This window comes from Spirosoma panaciterrae DSM 21099 (assembly GCF_000374025.1).
Classification (GTDB): domain Bacteria; phylum Bacteroidota; class Bacteroidia; order Cytophagales; family Spirosomataceae; genus Spirosoma; species Spirosoma panaciterrae.
On sequence record NZ_KB893182.1, the window covers coordinates 132,462 to 151,725 of the forward strand.

A 19,264-nucleotide genomic window follows, 5' to 3' on the forward strand; every position below is an offset into this window, starting at 1 on the left:
AACCTACCCAATCACCCGCTTCTATCGTTCTACTACAATGTAATGGCCCGGCCTTGCAGCGCTTTTTCTGCGTCGGGCAAAATCTCGCAGTTGTCCCAGATGCCCGTCAGGAGGGTCTGGGCGTAGGATTCGGGGAGTTGATTAGCCACCATTAGCTGATGAGCCGTAAGGTTGTCGTATGTAAAAGCGTGAAAGGTGTACGTCAATACGCCATCGGTATCGTCGAGTAGCAGGTACCATACACGGGGCGTGCCCTCATTGGCAGGCATCCCGATTACCCCTGCGTTGAGCCAGTATCGACTAGCTCCTGTTTCGGAAATTTGCCTATCTGCAAACGGTAGTCCGGCGTGACCAGCCAATATTACGTCGGCCCCAGTAACTAAAAAGGTCGTTTCTTTCACCGACCAGGGTGTCGATGCGAATACAAAATCAGCAATACCACTAGCGGCCCCGTGCAACACGGTCACTGACTTACCGGCATATTGAAACGTGAGTTGAAGCGGCAACGTGCTCAGCCAATCGACTGATTCAGCCGAAAGCGTCCGAACCGCATACGGGAACCAGGTTCGGGAGAACAGATCACACCGACCGCCTTCTGTGAAGTTACAGCCGCAGTCATCTTCGCCCCGGATGATATTCTGCTCCACATTGCCCTGAATGGCGTGAATGCCCCAATGCTTCACCAGTTGTACCGACTCCTCGGGCTGGGCGCAGTAGCCGACGATATCGCCGGTGCAGATAATGTTATCGGGAGGAATCTGGTGTTGGTTAGCAATATCGCGAAGTGCTTCCAGCGCCTGCAAGTTGGAGTAAGGGCCACCAAACACGAGCAGTCTGCCGCTACGGGTGCCGAGGTCCTGGGTATCGGGTCGATCAGTCATGGGTCTTGGGTTGAAATAGCGCACTGCCTGCAAAAGCCAGAAAACAGAAAGCCGTAGTGATCAGGTTCACGCTAAGCAGCGATCCGTACTTGCCGTTGCCCAGCCGCCATGATTCGGGCAAGGGGAAAAACGTCAGAAAACCGCCCAGCAGCACCCCACCAACCACCGACAGGTGAAAAGCCAGCCGTGGCACCCGGACATTCCAGCACAAAAAGACGGGTGCCAGACCAAGTACCAGCGTGCCGCTGATGGTTGTGGCCGATAAGATAGCCGGATCGAAAAAAACCGGAATAGTCCCCAGTATTGTCAGGACAATCATAGCCAGACGTCCTCTGGTAACGCTCGGCACAACAGCCCGGCTCAGATCGATGCTGATGAGTTTGGAAAAGGACGCCATGGCCGAGTCGAGCGTCGACGAGGCCGAGGTCACCATAATCAGGTTCATCAGCAGCAACATCGGCACACCAAAATACCGTGCTACGGCCACGGGTGCTTCGCCCGTTAGCGCGTTGAGTTTGGCGAAAATACCGACGAAGCTAAAGAAGATGATGCATAATGAGCCAATAACGGCTGCCCGGATGTAAGCCCTCCGTGTGGTACGCGTGTCAGAAATAAAGCCCCGGTCGGTCAGTACGGGGTCGTGAAAGGGGTAGCTGAAACACTGTACCAGCGCCACCAGCAGCAGATCGACCCCCTGATTCAACTTCCAGCGCCCACTGCTCACAAAAGGTTTCAGACTTCCGCCATACTGCGGTAGAATAAAGCCCAGAATCACGGTGAGCAGTACCACAAAGAGCGACAGTTGAATCACATCGGTCATAATCGAACTGCTCATACCGCCCTTGAGCGTGTAGGCCAGTGTGAGCAGCGTAAATACGATAATGGCCACGTAGTATTCGGTAGAGCCCTGCGCCCCGAAATAGGAACCGATCACGATGGTGTTCGACCAGATTTCGTTGTAGAGCCGGATCATGATCAGGAGTGTAAAGACCACCACGGCACTCGCCCCAAACTTCGATTCCAGAAAGTGGTGGATGCTCCGATACCCTCCCTTGTTGCGCATCGACACGATCACGAACCCAGCGACCAGAAACGATAGGTAATAGCCCGCGTAGGCCACGCCCCCCACCAGCCCGAAGCTATGCCCCAGATTGGCCGCATTGGTGATCGACTTGGCAAACAGCCACGAAATAACCAGACTACTCGTCAGAAAAAGGGTGTTGGGGGTTCGCTCGTTGCGGGCACCCCTGAAAAATTCGGGTGCCGTACGGGCCAGGGGCGATACAAAAAACAGCGTAATGCTGGATGCCAGCACCAGCGCCCACTGCAACAGGGTTGTGGTCATGCGAAAATAATTAGCGGGTTGCCCACCAAACGGGTACGTTGATGCTATTGTTCTGGGTTTTGTCGGCGGCTTTTTTGTACTGTACCGCATTCAGTGCGCTCTCGGTACCGGGATAGGGCATTCGAACGGGAATCAGCCCGTTGTTGAGGCTGGCCGAAATCGTTTTCAATCGTGGGAATCCGGTCCGGCGGTACTCGGTCCAGCCTTCATAAGCATTGTTGATGTTGCCCAGCCACTTCTGCGTCAGAATCTGCTCAATTGGGTTCTGCCCGTTCTGTGCGTAAGCTACTTTAGCAATGCTCAGGTACCCGGCGGGTAAGGCGGTGAGCCAATAGGCGAATGCCTGCGTAATACCCCGCTCATACCACTCCTTGCCCGAAGCCGATACCAGCCCCCGCTCGGCAGCTTCGGCCAACCAGAAACTGGTTTCATGGGCGGTCATGTAGTTGGCGTACAGCTTATCGGATTCCTCCCGGAAGATCGTTCCTGTCAGCGAATAGTCGGCCACCGAAATCGACAGTTTTGAGGCATCCGGGCCATTCAAGAGACCTTTGTAGGTGCCCGGTTTAGCGGCAGTGGGCCGGAAATATACCCCAACGCGCGGATCGTTCAGACTGGCGAGCAGTTCCTGACTAGTCAGCGACATAATAAACAGGTTGTAGTCGCCAATGCGGGCGGTCGACATACGGAAGTTGTTGGGTTGCGTAAGCGAGAAGCGAAACACCGCATTGTCCGTATTGGCCTTAATGAAGTTCCCCTCCGTCAGTACTTTCTGCAACGCTTCCTTCACATTTACCTTGCCCGATATACGCATCAACGCTTTAATCTTCAACGAATTGGCAAATAAAATCCACTTGTTTCGGTTGCCGTTGTACAGAATGTCGCCATCGAGCGCGGTGGCTCCTTTGTAGTTGTTGATGGCGGCAATGCCTTTATCGAGGTTGTCCAGTATGCCCCCGGCGGCTGTGTAGATGGATTCCTGCGTATCGTAGGCGGGTGTAATTACGCCCGATTTACCTTGTAGGGCTTCGCTATAAGGTACATCACCGTAGAGATCGGTGAGGGCAGCCGCCATGTACGCTTTCATAATCAGGGCCGGACCTTCGTAGACGCCGAAAGCTACGTTGGTACGAGACTTCTGTAACAGAATTTCGTTGTCGCGCAGGTTCGTATAGATGAACGGCCAGGGGTTGCCGCCATACTGCGGTTCGCTGAGACTGTGCCGATCAAACAGGTTGAAGTCGATAGCCGTAAAATACTGCCCCAGCAGATTGCCCGCTACAAACGCTTCGTAGGCCATCTGCTCCCCATAATCGAATAGAATTTTGCGGAACAGCAGCGACGGCTGCACATCGACTGGTGCGTTGGGGTTGGTGTTTATTTCCTGAAAATTCTCCGTACAGCCGGGTAACACACTGGTTAGCGAAAGCAGCAGGAGCATACTATATATCCGTTTCATAATCCGTTTCGTTGAGGCTCGTATCGTATGGTGGGGATTAAAAATTCACGCTTAGTTTCACCCCAATGTTACGCGAGGTAGGGTAAGTCATGTCTTCGACGCCCGTTTGCAACTGATTCTGCTGAAACGACGTCTGTTCAGGATCAAAATGCGGAATGTGCGACAGGGCCAACAGGTTCCGACCTACCAGGGCTATCGTCAGCCGCTGCATGCCCAGTTTCCGGGCGAGGTCTGCCGTTGCGGGCAGTGTGTAGCCGATGCTCATTTCCCGCAACTTCACGTACGACGCGTTGTAGGTGTTATTTTCCTCATTGTTGCGGTCGTAATACATCCGATAATAGGTTTCGGCCGGAATGGCAAGGGTATTGGGCTGGTAGTTTGGTTTATCGGCCGTGCCTGTATTCACCACACCTTTTGCCACGATACCCGCGTCGGGACGGTTGGCCGTTTCGATCAGTTGCCCCGCTACACCCGCCAGAGCCAGCGTGCGCGATACCAGGATGCCGCCCTGCCGCCAGTCGAGCAGAAAGCCCAGGTTCCAGTTTCCAACGCTGAGCTGGTTCGACAGGCCCACCATGAAGTCGGGATTGTAATTGCCCAGTTTTTTCAGCGTATTGTCGGCGATGTACTGCCCGTTGCTGCCCACGATAAACTCGCCCTGAGCATTGCGCAGGTAGCCTGTTCCCCACATATCGCCCATCCGGTCGCCTTGTCGTACCTGATACCAGACGGTTTGGTTCACGTTGTCGTAGATGCGGTTATAGCCCAATGTCAACGTACCGGCCTCTTCGGGTAGTGATACCACGATGGTCCGGTTGCGGCTGAAGTTGAGGCTCACATTCCACCGGATGCGGCTCGTCTGGATGGGAGCGGCCGTTACCACAGCTTCGATACCCCTTGACCGAACTTCACCGCCGTTAATGACCCGTTCGCTGTAACCCGTTGGGATGGCAATGGGCAACGACAGAATCTGGTTGCGGGTGCGGGCATCATAATAGGTCAGGTCAACACCAAGTCGGTCGTTCAGGAAGCGTATATCAGCCCCTACTTCAATTGAGGTGATCGACTCCGGTTTCAGATTGGTATTGGCAATTGTACTCTGGGCGCTGAAGGCAGGTTGTGCGAACACCGGGTTGCGAGCGTTGAATACGCCTGTAGTCTGGTAGGGACTTGTATCATTACCGACGTTGGCTACGCTGGCCCGGACCTTGGCAAACGACATAACCGCTGGCAACCGGAACTGATTGGAGAGCACCCAACTGGCCGATACAGAGGGGTAAAAGAAGGCCGTGTTTGCCGTCGAAGTGGGCGTTGCGAGAGCACTCGACCAGTCATTGCGACCCGTTATGTCCATGAACAGCACGTCTTTGTAGCTCAGTTTGGCTAGTGCATAGAGGCTGTTGATACGTTTGTGGGCGCTCTGCTGGTAGGCTTCCACCGGAGAAGCCGCATTGGTAAGCTTAAATACCCCCGGTTGGGCCAGTGTCAGGGCCTGATACTGATCGAACGACGCCAACTGATCCATGCGGTTGCCCCCGGCCGACAGATCGAGCGAGAGTGGTCCCAGGCTACGGGTATAGTTCAGCAAAAAGTCGGTGTTGATTTCCCGGAAGAAAACAGCGTTTTCGGCATAGGCGCCATTCTTGAAACGATTGCTGCTGAAAGCCCGTCGAAACTGCCGTTTTTCGCTTGAATAGTCCATGCCGCTTCGTACCATCAAGGTCAGGTTGGTGGCCAGTTCACCCGTTATAGCCACGTTGCCAATGAGCCGATCACGATTGAATGAGTTCCGGTTTTCGTAGAGGGTAAAATACGGGTTGTCGAAGTACGTGTAGTTGTACGAAAACTGCTGAATTCCTTCCAGTCCCGGTTGCCAGTACTGCTTCATCGGGTTCACATCGGTTTGTCGACCCAGCCAGGCACTCAGGGCGTAGTTGATGTTTTCTGAACCGTATTTAGTAGCCGGGCGATTGTCGCTACCCGAGTTGATGTAATTGATAGACGAGCTGAATTTCAGCCGCTTGATGGGTTCAAACTGCAACCGGGCGGCCAGCGTTTTACGCTTCAGATCGACTCCCGGAATGATGGACTGGCTATTCAGATCGGTGTACGACAGCCGGTAGCTGCCTTTATCGTAGCTACCCGAAATCGCCAGGTTGTTGATGGCCGTATGACCCGTTTGGTAGAAGTTTTTGAGGTTATCGGGGTGCGATACAAAGGGAGTTGGGGTGATGGGTAGTCCACTGTATACCCGCGTGTCGGCTCCGCGCACCACCCGGCCGTCGGGCAGATTCACGGGGCTGTCGTACTGCTGAATCAGCAAACCTGCATCAAGTTTAGGGCCATAGCTGTAGGAGATGTTGTCGTTGATGCCCCCGCCCAAACCGTCGACGTATTTGAACGCGCCACTGTTTCCCTGGCCGTAAAGGTTCTGGAAGCGAGGCAGTTGAAACGGTCGCTCAGTGTAGAATGTGCTGTTGAAACTCACGCCAATCCCTTTTTGCGACGAACCGTCTTTGGTCGTAATCAGAATGACACCGTTGGATGCCCGGGTGCCGTAAAGAGCAGCCGCACCGGGCCCTTTCAAGACCGACACCGTAGCTACATCGTCGGGATTGATTTCCATAGCACCGTTACCAAAGTCGATTTCCTGAAACCCGTTGGCATCGTCATCGACCCGGTTCACGACGGTCGCATTATTGATGATAATACCATCGACCACAAAAAGAGGATTATTGTTGGTGAACGATGATTCGCCCCGGATCGTAATCCGAGAGGACGCCCCAACTCCGGTAGACCCACTCGTTATCATAACACCCGCCACCTTACCCGACAGATTGTCGAGAAAATTGGAAGCCTTAACATCGCTGACCTGCCGTCCATCTACTTTCTGGATGGTATAGCCCAGGCTTCGGGCGTTGCGCTCCAGGCCAAGGGCGGTGACCACTACTTCGCTGAGTAACGTTCCCGCTACCAGTTCAACGGTCAGGCTGGTTTGCCCTGTATAGGTAACTTGCTGCGTCTGATAACCCAGATAAGATATTGTCAGGATGTCGGCTGGTTGCAGGTTGGGCAGAGTAAATGTGCCTGTGGCGTTGGTGAGCGTGCCCGCCTGTGTACGTTTAACCTGAACCGTAGCGCCTACAATCGGTTCATGAGAGGCCTGGTCGACAACCTGCCCGGTTAGTTTCTGAGCAGACGTACTGCCTGAAATGAAGGAAACAAAGGCAATGAGTAGTAATAACCGCATAGAACGGGGCATAGAGAAGAAAAGTAATACAACGCATATACGTGGTATGGGCGGAGATGGATGTTTGCGAGATGAATATGCATGCCGCCACAGAGCGGATAAAAACATTCTACACTGAATCGGGTTATTTACTAATTCGACCTAAAGAACCCTTCCTTTTGACTGATGGCCATGACTTTACCGAACGAAGAACATTTTTTGCGTAGTCTACGGGATAATGAGCCCAATTCGTTCACTACCCTCTATAATGCCTATGCTCCTGCCCTGTACGGTATTCTTCTTCGGATGGTCAATGATCGTGAACTGGCCGCAGATCTCTTACAAGATGCTTTTTTGAAGATCTGGAGCAAACGGCAGGATTACGATCCTGGGCAGGGTCGGTTATTCACCTGGCTGTTGACAATTACCCGTAACACCGCTATTGATGAACTCCGGCTACAAAAATCACGGGCTAAAGCAAGTTCGTATCGGTATGATCGCCTTGAAAAAGCAGAGTTGCCTTCGGAGGTAGCCAGCCGGGCAACGGCCAGCGTCGTTGACCAGTTAGAAGCCAAATACCGGGTTGTTGTCGAAATGCATTGTCAGGACGAATACTCCTTGCCCGAAGTGGCCGACCGGCTGAAACTTCCCCTGGGTACAGTCAAGACCCGGTATCGAAAAGCCCTGCAATTGCTCAAATCGTATTTTAGCCAGGATATTTATCACTATCAGTTACGATGATCGCCAGAATAATCGGCTGATCCATTCTTCGTTTAGTTTGGTGTATATTTCTGAATTACAGAGACTTATCTGTAGGTGACGGGTGTGCGAAGTGGAATGAAATCATAAGCCGACACGGATAGGAGAGGCATCCGTGCCGGCTTAGAATGAAGAGACTGTTTTGGGAAAATAATAGGCTGATAAGCCTGTTTATGAATTTCCTAATTGCGTTTTAATGGGGGCTTGGTCATCGATGTCTTCACTGGCCGTTTTAAGAATAATATCTCCCGGCTTTACATCGCCAAAGATCTGGGTCTGCCCAGCCGCATCGTCACCTTTTTGTACCGTTGTCCGAATGGCTTTTCCTCCAACAACCTTCTGAACAAACGTGCGCTCCATCGTACTTATAACGGCTGTCTTGGGTACGTAGACACTGCCTTCGCCCGATGAAGACACGGGTAGCCGAACCGACGCAAACATACCGGGTTTTAACCTGCCCCCTTTATTCTGAAAATCGATCTCTATCATCTCCGACCGGGTTTCGGGCCGTACACTATTGGAAATGCGATTGATTCGTCCTGTAAAGGTCTGGTTAGGAAAACTGCGGACTGTAAACTGCACCGGATTGCCACTGCGAATATCACCCAGATAGGCTTCCGGTACGGCTATCCGTAACCGGAGCCGATCCAACTGCTTTATTTTGAGGATAGGTACACCATTTTGCCCTCCCGGCCCTACAAAGGCTCCCGGGGCAAGTCGACGGTCGGTGATGACACCAGTAAACGGAGCGGTGATTTTCAGATAACTCACCAGTTGATTTACGGAGCTGTAGTGGGCATTGGCAGCCACTACGGCCAGGCTATCGGAAATGGCTTTGGTGCGGGATGATTCCAGATCGACGGGCGAGATAGCTCCCAGTGTCCGGCTGGTGCGTAACACACGCAGAAAGGTCGCTTTACTGGTGCCAAAAACCGCTTCGGCCGCTTTAACTTTCGAGTACGCTTCCGTCAGGTTGGCGGTAAGCTCCGGGGCTTCCAGTTCGGCCAGTACCTGCCCTTTTTTTACCTGATCGCCAATGTCGACATGCAGGGCTTTGACGTAGCTGCTCACGCGCGGATAAATATCGGTTTCGTAATAACTTTCCAGTTCGCCCGGCAGGTTTAGTTCCGAGGTTGGCCGGGAAGTGGTTACCCGTATGGCATCATAACGGATTTCTTCGTCGGCTGGCGCTTCGTCCATTCGACTTTTTTCGGCCGATGAGTTACCACACTGGCTCAGTAAGAACGGCATTGCTGCAATAAAAGCCAGTTGAAATCCAGATCGGAGAGCAGAATAGAGTTGCATAGTATTGATCGACTGATTAATAGGTTAAACTGGTTTGGTGAGATTCCGCAGGGGCCACGGGGGTTCCATCGTATACCGTACTGGTTGGGTCGTCGGGGTCCAGCGAAGGCGAATCGAAATCGGTTTTTCGTTGAACAGCCGCAAAAACGACGGGCAGAATCAACAATGCCGCCACGGTCGAAAAAAGCAATCCGCCAATTACGGCCCGGCCCAGCGGAGCCGTTTGCTCGCCCGATTCGCCCAGACCACTGGCCATGGGAATCATCCCGGCAATCATGGCCAGGGCGGTCATCAGAATGGGGCGCAGGCGAGCCGCCCCTGCTACCCGTGCAGCCGCCCGGGCATCCCGATACCGGAGCCGCAGCGATTCGGCATTGGTCACCAGCAGCAGCGCATTCGCCACCGATACACCTACCGACATGATGATCCCCATATACGATTGCAGATTGAGGGTCTGGCCCGTTGCCAGCAGCAGAGTAAGCGCCCCTGCCAGCACGGCCGGGATACTGACCAGTACCACACTCGCTACTTTGAACGATTGGTAATTGGCGGCCAGCAGGAGGAAGATCACAACAATGGCGAGGCCCAGTCCGAATTGCAGGCTACCAAGGGTTTCCTGAAGGAGTTGTGCCAGACCACGCAGCTCAACCACGGAGCCTTTGGGTGGATCGCCCGCAGCCGTAATGGCGGCCTGCACATCGTGCGTGGCCGACCCCAAATCCCGGTTGTTGATATTGGCCGATACGGTAATGATTCGCCGGGGGCCGATGCGGTCATACTGGCCGGGTACGGTAGTCGGTGTAATTGTAGCGACATCGCCAAGTGTAGGACGCAGCTGCCCTTTTACGAGTGGAATAGCCTGAATATCGGCTACGGATTTCATCTGGTCCTGCTCCAGTTGAATCTGCACCTGATAGGCAAACCCTTTGGATTGATCGAGCCACAGGTTTTTGGCCGTAAAACGACTCGACGAAGTAGCCGCCACCAGCGATTTTGAAATCTCATCGGTACTCAGCCCCAACTGAGCCGCCCGCTCGCGATCGACCTTCACCGAAACCGTCGGATAGCTAAGGGGTTGATTGATGCGCAGATCGCGTAAGTAAGGAATTTCCCGTAGGTGGGTGAGTAGCCGATTGGCATAATGCTGGCCTTCGGTCAGATCTTTGCCGCCCACCAGAATTTCAATGGGTGTCTGGGCTCCCTGGCTCATGATCTTGTCCGTCAGATCAATGGGTTCGAACGATAACCGGACGTTGGGCATCTTCTGTCGAACCCGCCGACGAATCTGCTCTTTGAGCGCATCCAGCGACTCAACCTTATAATCTTCAGACAGATTGATCTGTAATACCGCTTCGTGCGGTCCGGCGTTGAAGACGTACAGGGCGCTGGTGCCGTAACTGGAAGGGGTCATGCCCACAAAAGCCGACGAAATAGCGATGTTTTCAGAGCCAACGATCTCACTGATTTGTTTGATAACCCGTTTGGTGAGCGCTTCTGTTCGTTCGATCCGTAAGCCCTGTGGCCCTATGATCCGCACCTGAAACTGATGGGCATGATTTTGTCGGGGCATCATATCCTGACCGATCTGCGTGAACCCAACACCGATCAGGAGCGCGCAAACCAGTGCATAGATGCCAATGACCAATAGGCGCCGGCCCATTAATTGATCAAGCCATTGCAAATACCCCAATTTAAACCGTTCGAAACCCGTTACCTTTTCAGGGTGGTTTTCTTCGTAGTGCTCCTGTCGGGTCTCCGGCTGGTTCTCTAAATCGGGCAGGATGCTCAGGTCATGCGGACGGGCATGTTCGTGGTTTTTCAGCCACCAGTTGGCCACTACGGGCACAAACGTTTGTGAGAGTATGTATGAGGCAATGATCGAAAAGCCTACCGACAGCGACAGCGGCAGGAACATCCCGCGCGGAACCCCATTCATCAGGAAGGCCGGGGCAAAAACAGCCAGAATACAAAGCGTGATCAGCAAAAGTGGAAACGACATTTCCTGGCAGGCATCCAGAATAGCGCGGGCTTTGGGCTTACCCATTTCCAGGTGCTGGTGAATGTTTTCAATGACCACCGTTGCCTGATCGACCAGAATCCCGATAGCCAGTGCCAAACCCGACAGGGTCATGATGTTGATGGTTTGCCCGGTCAGGTTGAGGAGCAGGATGGCGCTCAGAATAGACACCGGAATGGTCAGAATTACGATTAGCGAACTGCGCCAGTCGCCCAGGAAAAGCAGTACCATCAGGCCCGTCAGGATAGCGCCCAGACCCCCTTCCACGGCCAGGCTATGGACGGCCTGGGTAACATAAACGGACTGGTCGAATTCGTAGGAAAGCTGCACGTCGTCGGGCAAGAGGGCTTTCATTTCGGGTAGCCTGGCTTTCAGGGCATTCACTACACTCATGGTCGAGGCATCGGCGCTTTTCGTAACGGGTATGTATACCGACCGTTTTCCATTGACCAGGGCGTAGCCTACCGTTATATCGGTGGCATCCTCTACCGTGGCCACATCCCGCAGAAATACCGTGGGGCCCACGCCCTTACGCAGCGGAATATTCATGAACTCGCCTACTTTATCGAGTACCGTATTGCTGGGCGTCATAACGGTGTAATCGCCCATCTGAACGCTTCCGGCTGGCGAAATCTGGTTGTTCTTCACCACCGCCTGAACAATTTCGTCGGGTGTCAGCTCGTAACTGCGCATCCGTTCGGGGTTTACTTTCACAACCACGGTTCGTTCGTTGCCACCAAAGGGAGGTGGGGCCGAAGCGCCCGGAATCTGAGAGAAGAGGGGCCGGATACGGGTAGAGGCTAAATCCTGCATCTCGCCCAGTGAGGCCCGGCGGCTGCTGAATACCAACTGACCGACTGGCAGGCTCGACGCATCGAACCGAACCACGGTAGGGGGCACAGTTCCTGGCGGCAGGTAATTCATAACCCGGCTGACCTGATTGGCCACTTCGCCCGATACCTGCGCCATGTTGACATCTTCGTAAAAGGTACATTTGACCAGGCAAAGGCCCTGAATGTTTTTTACTTCGACATTTTTGATGCCCGATACGTACAACAACTGATTCTGATACCGGGTCGCAATAAAGCCTTCCATCTGGGCGGGGGTCATACCGCCATAGGGCTGAGCAATGTAAATCGTCGGGAGATTGAGCCGGGGAAAAATATCGACTGGGATCTTGAGCAACGCCAGCACTGCAAACAGGACAATCCCGGCCAGAGCAACGAGTACGGTAATGGGTTTGGCTAAGGCAGTTTTGATCATGACAGTTGAGTTAGTGGGGAAGTTGTTGCAGAAACGAATCCAGATCGCCAGCCGTAGCGGCCCGCAGAAGTAAAGCTCGCCAAACACTGCTGGTGACCAGAGCCTGATCGACTTCGGCCCGGTTCAACAATGCACTGGTTTGGGTCAGCGCCTGAATATTGTCCAGCCCGGATTCGTACCGTGCCTGCGCCTGGATGTACGCCTGTTTGGCAGCGTCGAGCTGTAAGGGAGCTTGCTGAGCCCTCGCTTTCGCCAATTCGACCTGCAACACGGCATTTTGACTCGCAGCCTGTATGCCCAGCGCCTGCTGGTCGTATAGCTGCTGACTGGCATTGATCCGTTCCCGCTGGGCCGATAGCGCATACTTGGTACGCCATAAGTCGGTTGGTCGCCAGATGGCCGTCAGTCCCACAATGTAGTTGTAGGCGCGTAAGGGTAAACCGGCTCCTAATGAGGGGTCGATCCGGAATGTACCGTCGGACTGGGCCTGTTCATGAATGCCGGAACCCCGCCCCTGAAGTGAACCAAGTACTGAGATTGACGGCAAGGCGCTGGCCTTCAGTAAGGTTTCGTTGGCGCGGCCTATGTCGATGTTCTTTTGATAGACCCGTAGCTGAGGATGCAGGGCTGGGTTGCTGCCGGGTGCTGCAGCTACCTGCGGAAGCTGGTTGTAAAAAACCAGTGAATCGAGTTGCACCGATGGATTCGGCTGGCCAATCAGTTCGGTGAGTCGGAGTACCTGCTGTTGGGCCAGTTGCTGACTTTCCAGAACCAGCAGACGAGCGCGGGCCACTTCGGTATTCGCTACGGCGCTATCGATACCCGGCCGGAGCCCTCCTTCCGTACTTGCCCGAATGATTCGCTGGAGTTCCTGAGACCGCTGAAGATTGGCGCGTTGCAACGCGACCGACTTTTGGGCATTAAGGGCCAGAAGATAGGCGTCGCAGACGCGCACCTGATGGGTAAACAACTCGCCTTCGTAATCGGCCTGGGCCTGCTCGATCGCCAGTCGCGCCTGATTGCGTCGGGCCTCCCGCCGTCCGAAGGTAATGGCTTCCCAATCTACAACCAGCGAAGCGCCACTGGTCCAGGCTGCCTGACTATTGAACCCGTCTGTCCGTACCCCAGAAATAGGCAGTAAAAGCCCCCCATTGGAAACGTAGGCCCCCCGCACCTGGTTGGAAGTGGCGTTTAAAGTTTGCGCCTGAATGCCTGCCTGAGGAAGTAAGGCCATGTTTAAGGCCTGTGCATCGGCTTCCGTAGCCCGTATCACGGCCAGTTTATTTCGTAAGCCCGGATAATTGCTTCGGGCCAGTTCCAGGGCTTTCGACAGGGTGAGTTGGTTGGGTAGGGCCGAGGGCGGATTGCCTGTTTGAGCCAAACTTTGCCCGAACCAGCCACTAGTCAGGAGCACTATGAGCCAGGAATATCGTTTATCTCTGCTAAGCATGAGCCTATTTCAATGAATAAGGCCAAAGCTAGAGCGCCCAGATTAGAGCCAGATTAGAGCCAGATTAGTTCATATTAGAACGGGGTAGCCTGCAAGGGTAAACTGACTTCGGTGATGGTGCCTCCGCCGGAGCGGGGTCGTAAATGGAGCTGCCCCTGATGGAGCGCAATGATGCGATGAGCCAGTGTTAACCCAATGCCAAACCCACTGATGGTTGCTACATTAGACCCACGCACTAGCGGTTGTAAGACCCGATCTTCGTCGCCAGGGGCCAGGCCAATCCCCCGATCTTCGATCCGTATTCGGGCCCGCGCTTCAGTATCCATTTCCAGGCATAGCGTAACCGGCTGACCACTGGAATACTTAGCTGCATTGTCCAGCAGGTTCAGCAGGGCGGTTTTGAGCAGATGCGCATTGCCCAGGACCGTAATGGGGGTGGTTTGTTCAAGGATACCGTCGCTGACCTGTACCGATAAGGATTGCCCAACGCGTTGCTGCCCAAGAGTATCGGCTGCATCGAGTACAATCTCTACCAGTTCGAGAGGATGGCGGTCGAGATGCGCGTCGATTCCGTCGATACGAGCCAGTTGCAGCAGCCCGTTGGCCAGAGCCGTAAGTTTATCCAGTTCGGTAACGGCCTGCGTGATACCTCGTTTAAGCGTATCGGTGTCGGCATCATACATCAGCGATGTTTCCAGCCAGCCTTTCAGGGTCGTTAATGGGGTTCGCAGCTCATGCGAAGCCTGGGCAATGAAGGAGCGCTGATTCTCGACGAGCCGTTCCTGACGGGTCAATAGCTCATTGAACGCCTGGGCCAGTACACCAACCTCGTCCTGGGGGTTTTCGGCCTGTAATCGAAACGAGTGTTTACCAGCCGTAGGCGTATTGATCTGATCGATGAGCCTGGTAAGCGGTTTGAGGGCCTGCCGGGAAAAAAAATAACCCAGGAAAATCACCAGGCCAATAGCCACCACGTTGCCAACGATAAACAGATCCCGGAGTTCCCGTTGCCGCTGATACCCGTCCTGGTCATAAGCCGTTACGATGGCTACATACTCCCGGCCATCGGGTGAGGGCGATAGACCCGCATACGTCAGGGCTACGCCATCTTTAGGGTAGGTATGGCCCGAACTCGTATACTGAAAACGCACCAGCCGTTCCCGACGAACCCGATTGCGAAACACCGGGCCAGCCATAAAGTCATTCGTATCCTGGCTTTTGTAGATCAGGCTATCGGCTGGCGAATAGACAAACTCAACCTGCTCAGGCATGGAGGTGATCACACTGCCTGCTACGCCTTTCAGTGTTAGCAACTGCTCCGTAACCCGGGCTTTTCGTTCCAGCCGATCTTCGATGGACCGTTGCCGGAAACTGGCGTAGGTACTGTACACATAGACCGAAAAGATGAGCAATATGCTGGCCACCAATGCCGAAAACCAGAGAATGAGTTTGTGCTTGATCTGCATGATTAGCCTCGTAAGACATAGCCCATTCCCACAATGGTGTGTAGCAGTTTTGGACTGAAATCCTTATCGATTTTCTTGCGTAAGTAATTAATATACACTTCAATGACATTGGTATTGGTGTCGAAGTGTAGATCCCAGACTTTCTCGGCTATGTCGATTCGACTGACAATTTTGCCCTTGTTGATCATTAAATACTCCAGGAGTGCATATTCCCGGGCGGTCAGATCAATCCGTTGGCCCGCTCTGCTCACAAAATGGGCTTCCGTATCTAGTTCCAGATCGGCAACGCGCAATATCGTTTTCAAACCGCTGTAATCGCTATGTCGGCGGGCCAGTGCTTTAATCCGCAGCATGAGTTCACGAAACTCGAAGGGTTTTACCAGGTAATCGTCGGCCCCTGCTCCAAAACCACTTTCTTTATCCGATAAACTATCCAATGCCGTCAGGACCAGTATGGATTGCTTAGGCGAATCTTGCTTGATCCGTCGGCATAATTCAAATCCGTTAATGTAAGGCAGGTTAACGTCCAGTACAATGACGTCATAGCTATTATTATCGGCCATACGTTGCCCTACCAGTCCATCGTAAGCCAGATCGATTTCGTAGCCTTCGCTCTCGATGCCTTTGCGGATAAATGAGGCCAGGCTTACTTCATCTTCAACGAGTAGTATTTTCATAGGTTAAACGCGTTCGATCCCCTTGTGTCAGGCCTTGATTGTACCGAAGTGAGATGGCTTTAGTAAGCAAACGAGATGAACCGTGGGTACAATGCAATAACGTGTCAAATCAGCTTGGGGTTTCCCGAACTCGACCAGATTCAGTAAACGTAGTCAGGCCAATGTCCTCTATGCGGCTAACCAGCAAAACAGCAGGGCCGTCTACCTGATTGGCTGCAGGGAGGGCATTGGCGAGCGGTTCGAAAAAGTGTAGACGATGTCTTGTAATGGCGCTTTTGCGCGAGGATTAGCCGATTGATCGTCTGATTATACCCAAACGCCCTAAAACAGGTTTTATGAAAAAGCCCTGCAGGATGTATTTAGAGAACTTTTATCGTATATACTTTATTCTTTACGGTTTTCAAGCGCATCGTGTAGCCCTCAGGCGTTTTGGTGGCTTTCTCTCCGTCTAGCTGAAAGGGGACGCTGGTTAGCAAGACCAGTTCATCTCCGGCCAGCGATTGAATCTGCGCCTGGGTTAACGCTCGATTTTTCCAGTTCATCGATACCGCAAACCCTCCCCGTGCCTTCAGGCCCGTAACCTTCCCTTCCGACCAGTTGTCGGGTAGGGCAGGTAGCAGATGAACACGCCCCAGATGGCTTTGTAGCAGCATTTCGGCCATACCGGCCGTTCCGGCAAAGTTACCGTCGATCTGGAAGGGGGGATGCGCATCGAAGAAGTTGGGATAGGTTCCACCGCCGTGGCTCATCTGGGTGCCTGTTGTGTTGGTGTATTGCATGAGTTGGCGAATCAGGGAGTAAGCGTGATTTCCATCCTGCAATCGGGCCCACCAGTTAATTTTCCAGCCCTTACTCCAGCCGGTTCCTTCGTCGCCCCGGAGTTCGAGCGTTTTTCGGGCGGCTGCAAAATACGTTGGCGTCAGCGGGGTGATCTGCCGACCCGGATGCAGGCCAAACAGGTGGGAGATGTGTCGGTGATGAGGATCGGTTTCGGCAAACTCCTTATTCCATTCGAGCAACTGGCCTTGCCTGCCAATCTGGAGCGGAAACAACTTACTTCGCTTGGCCACGAGCAACTCCCGGAAAGCGTTATCCTGATTCAATGCGGTTGATGCCTCGATCACATTCGTGAACAAATCCCAGATGATCGACATATCCATCGTGGTGGCTACGGAAACGCCCTGCGCTTTGCCCGTCGAATCGATGAATTTGTTTTCCGGGGTGGTCGAGGGAGCCGTCACCAGATTCCCTGCTTTGTCAGGAATCAGCCAGTCCAGCGAGAATAAGGCCGCTTCTTTCATAATGGGGTAGGCTTGTTCCAGAAACTTCTTATCGCCAGTGAAGCGATAATGTTCCCACAGATGCTGACATAGCCAGTTGCCGCCCATCGCCCAGTTGGCCCAGACCGGATCGCCCGCTCCCCGGTCGCCGACGGCGTTACTCAAGGCCCATATATCGGAGTTATGGTGAGCAACCCAGCCCTTGGCCCGGTAGTATTCCTGCGCAGTCTGATGCCCGGTTTTGGCCAGGTTTGGAATCCAGTCGAGCAGAGCCATGTGCATTTCCGACAAATTAGTGACCTCGGCAGGCCAATAGTTCATTTCCGTGTTGATATTAATGGTATAGTTCGAACTCCAGGGTGCCCGTAATTCTTTGTTCCATATACCCTGCAAATTGGCAGGTGGTCCGTCGGGACGAGACGACGAAATCAGCAGATAGCGGCCATAATTGAAGTATAACGTTTCCAGATTTGGATCATAGCGGCCCGTCGAATAAGCCATCAATCGTTCATCGCTGGGAAGCGACAGGCTGGGGTTGGCCGTTGTTGTATCCCGAACAGAGAGCTGACACCGATCAAAATACCGATGATAATCAGCTTTGTGGGCTTCCAGTAGTTTCGAATAGGGTTGCTGAGTGGCCCTGGCCAGATACATCGCTGCCAGCTTTTTCTCATCTTTCCCTTCCTTGTCCGGGCATTTGTCGAAACCGTTGAAACTAGTTGCGGCTGTTACATACAGAATCACTTCGCTGGCCTTGTCGATGGCAATACCCGCCGTATCGGTCTTTACAGAGCCGTCTTTGGCTACGGCTTTAATTCGGTACTGAAACCGCATTCCGTTGCAACCCGTGCTATCCTCGTAAATGATTGGCTTCCGTCCCTTAATGTTGTAGTACGATGGGTCAACTTTGGCAGGTGCTTTCCCACTTACAACCAGTTCATTCGAGCTAAATGGTGTTTTCTGAATTCGTAGTTGTGATCGCGTCCCGATCGTCAGCGTCAGCTGGCGGGCTTTATCGGCACTGATGCGAATAATCAAGCTGTTGGCTGGCGCACTCGTAAAGAGTTCACGCTTGTAGGTAACCCCATCCATAGTAAATCGGGTTGTAGCTACGGCGTCAGCCATGTCGAGGTCCCGGTAATAGGCGGATGGTTTGCTATTTGGGAGTTTCTGGTCGAGCATCAGATCCGCTAGTGGCAGATAGGATTCGGTATAGAACCCCTGCATTTTTTTTGTCAGCTCATCCGCTTTCGTATAATCCTGTTGATTCAGCAGTGCGTCACGAATGGCAGGAAGGTATGATGCCGCCGTTGGATTAACATTCTTCCTGACCGGGCCACCCGACCAGAGAGTCGATTCGTTGAGTTGGATAAGCTCATGCTCCATCCCGCCAAATACCATGGCGCCAATATGCCCGTTGCCGAGTGGTAAGGCTTCTACCCACTGCGTTGCTGGTTTATTATACCAAAGTTTTGGCGTTGGCTGAGCCTGCGTCTGCGTTGCCACTAGCAGGAACTGAAGCCCGCAAAGAAGAAATGATTTCATATACTGTGTGTTAACCCGCCATTTCTGTAAGGCTTCCTGACAAAGAAAGAGCAATAATAGGAGATTGATCTACTCCTTTTTGCCAATGAGCTAAGCTATTTTAGTCAAATAGAACCTTCCCGCTATTTTTTACCCGAAGAGACTCCGTTTTATTGTCAAAGGGAAGGGAAACGTTGTGGATATTCCGATATAACCGGGTCGATTTGCCCATACACGAAAATAGACTCTTTACGGGATGGCAGACAGACCCATTAGTTGAGGTATTGAAAGCCCAAGAAGGTTAAGGCTGTTGGTCCTAGACATGCAATGAAGCCCTGACCAGCATTCAATTTCAAGACAGGATTTGTGTATGTAATTTTCTCAAATTAATTTCAAGCGACTTCACTGATTTTTACGTGAAATAGAATCCTTTATACTTTTTCTTAGTCTAAAATTTAAAAGTATAACAGTATATACTATATAAGCTAAGACGGGTAACTTACTTTTTGGTACGTAAACTTTTGCCAATTGCCCTGTCTTTACGAAATACTATTTCTGGCAAATTTTCTTCAGTCTATGGGCGGACCTGATACCGTTATCATAGATTTT

The 19,264-nt window shown here is 52.8% G+C and carries 11 protein-coding genes; 1 reads left to right on the forward strand and 10 read right to left on the reverse strand.

The window, feature by feature from the left end; translation table 11 throughout:
* Positions 1 to 32 precede the first annotated feature (32 nt).
* From B153_RS0113345 to B153_RS0113360, 4 genes are read right to left on the reverse strand one after another with little or no spacing between them, the layout of a single operon-like run.
* Positions 33 to 881: a metallophosphoesterase family protein gene (locus B153_RS0113345; protein WP_020597224.1), complete on the reverse strand. Its 849-nt coding sequence runs from the start codon at positions 879 to 881 to the stop codon at positions 33 to 35.
* On the reverse strand, positions 874 to 2,226 hold the full coding sequence (locus B153_RS0113350) for a sodium:solute symporter family transporter (RefSeq protein ID WP_020597225.1): 1,353 nt from the start codon (positions 2,224 to 2,226) through the stop codon (positions 874 to 876). The genes B153_RS0113345 and B153_RS0113350 overlap by 8 nt, the downstream gene beginning before the upstream one ends.
* 10 nt (positions 2,227 to 2,236) lie before the next feature.
* The gene (locus B153_RS0113355; RefSeq protein ID WP_026262126.1) at positions 2,237 to 3,685 is read right to left on the reverse strand and encodes a SusD/RagB family nutrient-binding outer membrane lipoprotein; all 1,449 of its coding nucleotides are present in this window, start codon (positions 3,683 to 3,685) and stop codon (positions 2,237 to 2,239) included.
* 37 nt (positions 3,686 to 3,722) lie between these two features.
* The gene (locus B153_RS0113360) at positions 3,723 to 6,947 is read right to left on the reverse strand and encodes a SusC/RagA family TonB-linked outer membrane protein (protein ID WP_020597227.1); all 3,225 of its coding nucleotides are present in this window, start codon (positions 6,945 to 6,947) and stop codon (positions 3,723 to 3,725) included.
* A 159-nt stretch (positions 6,948 to 7,106) separates the two neighbouring features.
* Here B153_RS0113360 and B153_RS0113365 point away from each other — a divergent pair, with 159 nt between their 5' ends.
* Entirely contained in the window at positions 7,107 to 7,655 is a 549-nt protein-coding gene (locus B153_RS0113365; protein WP_063672822.1) for an RNA polymerase sigma factor, read from the forward strand.
* A 189-nt stretch (positions 7,656 to 7,844) separates the two neighbouring features.
* Here B153_RS0113365 and B153_RS0113370 read toward each other — a convergent pair whose 3' ends face one another.
* The 6 genes from B153_RS0113370 to B153_RS0113395 form a co-directional block, all read right to left on the reverse strand.
* Positions 7,845 to 8,978, reverse strand: a complete 1,134-nt coding sequence (locus B153_RS0113370) for an efflux RND transporter periplasmic adaptor subunit (RefSeq protein ID WP_020597229.1) — start codon at positions 8,976 to 8,978, stop codon at positions 7,845 to 7,847.
* Positions 8,979 to 8,994: 16 nt separating this feature from the next.
* Positions 8,995 to 12,258: an efflux RND transporter permease subunit gene (locus B153_RS0113375; RefSeq protein WP_020597230.1), complete on the reverse strand. Its 3,264-nt coding sequence runs from the start codon at positions 12,256 to 12,258 to the stop codon at positions 8,995 to 8,997.
* 10 nt (positions 12,259 to 12,268) lie between these two features.
* The gene (locus B153_RS0113380) at positions 12,269 to 13,708 is read right to left on the reverse strand and encodes a TolC family protein (RefSeq protein ID WP_051097279.1); all 1,440 of its coding nucleotides are present in this window, start codon (positions 13,706 to 13,708) and stop codon (positions 12,269 to 12,271) included.
* A 74-nt stretch (positions 13,709 to 13,782) separates the two neighbouring features.
* Positions 13,783 to 15,174 (reverse strand): sensor histidine kinase, encoded by a 1,392-nt coding sequence (locus B153_RS0113385; RefSeq protein WP_020597232.1) that lies wholly within the window; start codon positions 15,172 to 15,174, stop codon positions 13,783 to 13,785.
* A gap of 2 nt (positions 15,175 to 15,176) precedes the next feature.
* Positions 15,177 to 15,851 (reverse strand): response regulator transcription factor, encoded by a 675-nt coding sequence (locus tag B153_RS0113390; protein WP_020597233.1) that lies wholly within the window; start codon positions 15,849 to 15,851, stop codon positions 15,177 to 15,179.
* Positions 15,852 to 16,210: 359 nt separating this feature from the next.
* On the reverse strand, positions 16,211 to 18,676 hold the full coding sequence (locus tag B153_RS0113395) for a glycoside hydrolase family 95 protein (protein WP_020597234.1): 2,466 nt from the start codon (positions 18,674 to 18,676) through the stop codon (positions 16,211 to 16,213).
* Positions 18,677 to 19,264: the final 588 nt, after the last annotated feature.

Coding starts and splice junctions, on each gene's coding strand:
- B153_RS0113385 (WP_020597232.1), bottom strand. CDS start 15,174: ATGCAGATCAAGCACAAACTCATTCTCTGGTTTTCGGCATTGGTGGCC.
- B153_RS0113365 (WP_063672822.1), top strand. CDS start 7,107: ATGACTTTACCGAACGAAGAACATTTTTTGCGTAGTCTACGGGATAAT.
- B153_RS0113370 (WP_020597229.1), bottom strand. CDS start 8,978: ATGCAACTCTATTCTGCTCTCCGATCTGGATTTCAACTGGCTTTTATT.
- B153_RS0113345 (WP_020597224.1), bottom strand. CDS start 881: ATGACTGATCGACCCGATACCCAGGACCTCGGCACCCGTAGCGGCAGA.
- B153_RS0113390 (WP_020597233.1), bottom strand. CDS start 15,851: ATGAAAATACTACTCGTTGAAGATGAAGTAAGCCTGGCCTCATTTATC.
- B153_RS0113375 (WP_020597230.1), bottom strand. CDS start 12,258: ATGATCAAAACTGCCTTAGCCAAACCCATTACCGTACTCGTTGCTCTG.
- B153_RS0113355 (WP_026262126.1), bottom strand. CDS start 3,685: ATGAAACGGATATATAGTATGCTCCTGCTGCTTTCGCTAACCAGTGTG.
- B153_RS0113350 (WP_020597225.1), bottom strand. CDS start 2,226: ATGACCACAACCCTGTTGCAGTGGGCGCTGGTGCTGGCATCCAGCATT.
- B153_RS0113380 (WP_051097279.1), bottom strand. CDS start 13,708: ATGCTTAGCAGAGATAAACGATATTCCTGGCTCATAGTGCTCCTGACT.
- B153_RS0113360 (WP_020597227.1), bottom strand. CDS start 6,947: ATGCCCCGTTCTATGCGGTTATTACTACTCATTGCCTTTGTTTCCTTC.
- B153_RS0113395 (WP_020597234.1), bottom strand. CDS start 18,676: ATGAAATCATTTCTTCTTTGCGGGCTTCAGTTCCTGCTAGTGGCAACG.